The sequence below is a fragment of the Kosakonia sp. S42 genome, from assembly GCF_016624785.1.
In the GTDB taxonomy this organism is placed as follows: Bacteria; Pseudomonadota; Gammaproteobacteria; order Enterobacterales; family Enterobacteriaceae; genus Kosakonia; species Kosakonia cowanii.
In genome coordinates, this window is record NZ_JACVTW010000076.1 from 1 (window position 1) to 1,361 (window position 1,361).

Annotated in this window: 2 protein-coding genes; both read left to right on the plus strand. The window is 54.5% G+C overall.

All coding sequences use genetic code 11. The features are described from left to right. On the plus strand, positions 1-225 hold a 225-nt coding region (locus IAE50_RS25595), incomplete at its 5' end, for a flagellin (RefSeq protein WP_255563777.1). 201 nt (positions 226-426) lie between these two features. Then, positions 427-1,359 carry a flagellin gene (locus tag IAE50_RS25600; protein ID WP_200581686.1) on the plus strand — a complete coding sequence of 311 codons (933 nt, stop codon included), beginning with the start codon at positions 427-429 and terminating at the stop codon, positions 1,357-1,359. The last annotated feature ends 2 nt before the right edge of the window (positions 1,360-1,361 follow it).

Consider the following 1,361-nt stretch of genomic DNA (forward strand, 5'->3'; position numbering starts at 1 on the left):
CAGCGCAGCCTGCTGGGTGCGTCCCAGAACCGTTTCGAATCCACCATCACTAACCTGAACAACACCGTGAGCAACCTGTCGTCTGCCCGCAGCCGTATTCAGGACTCCGACTATGCGACCGAAGTGTCGAACATGTCCCGCGCGCAGATCCTGCAGCAGGCTGGTTCTTCCGTGCTGGCGCAGGCCAACCAGGTTCCGCAGACCATGCTGTCCCTGCTGCGTTAATTCGCAGAATAAAGTTGTACAAAAGAGCGCCGCTTGTCGGCGCTTTTTTTATTTTATGAACTGCGTTTTTTTTAGACAGAAATTGCTCAAAAAACATAAAAAACACTAAAGAGTTCGCAGACCCCGTCGATAACAATTATGACGGTGATGAAGCCGCTGGCGCTTACCGGAATATAAATTTCTCACTGAAGGATAACTATCATGGCTGTTATCAATACCAATACCCTGTCTCTGATGACTCAGAACAACCTGACTAAATCTCAGTCTTCTCTGGGCACCTCTATTGAGCGTCTCTCTTCCGGTCTGCGTATCAACAGTGCAAAAGATGATGCTGCTGGTCAGGCGATCGCCAACCGCTTTACGTCCAACATCAACGGCCTGTCCGTTGCAGCACGTAACGCCAACGACGGTATTTCTCTCTCCCAGACCGCTGAAGGCGCGCTGGGCGAAATCAACAACAACCTGCAGCGTATCCGTGACCTGACCGTTCAGGCACAGAACAGCTCCAACTCCGCGTCTGACATCGACTCCATCCAGGCTGAAGTTAACCAGCGTATGGAAGAAGTGAACCGCGTAACCAACCAGACCGACTTCAACGGCATCAAAGTGCTGAACACCGGTTCCGGCACCAGCACCTATAACTTCCAGGTCGGCGCGAAAGACGGCGAGAAGATCGGTATCGACATCAGCTCCAGCGACAGCTACAACCTGGCTGCCGCGGGCTCTTCCGGTACTGCACTGAACACCAAAGCCATGGCTTCCGGTGACACCGTTAACGGTACCCAGCGCCAGACTCAGGCTGTTGGCTTCGACGTTCTGAACGGTAAAGTGACCGGCGGCGCGAGCGGTTCTGCTTCCGGTACCACTCCGCTGGCAGATATCGATGCGGCAATCAAGTCTGTTGACTCTCAGCGCAGCCTGCTGGGTGCGTCCCAGAACCGTTTCGAATCCACCATCACTAACCTGAACAACACCGTGAGCAACCTGTCGTCTGCCCGCAGCCGTATTCAGGACTCCGACTATGCGACCGAAGTGTCGAACATGTCCCGCGCGCAGATCCTGCAGCAGGCTGGTTCTTCCGTGCTGGCGCAGGCCAACCAGGTTCCGCAGACCATGCTGTCCCTGCTGCGTTAATT

Coding starts and splice junctions, on each gene's coding strand:
- IAE50_RS25600 (WP_200581686.1), top strand. CDS start 427: ATGGCTGTTATCAATACCAATACCCTGTCTCTGATGACTCAGAACAAC.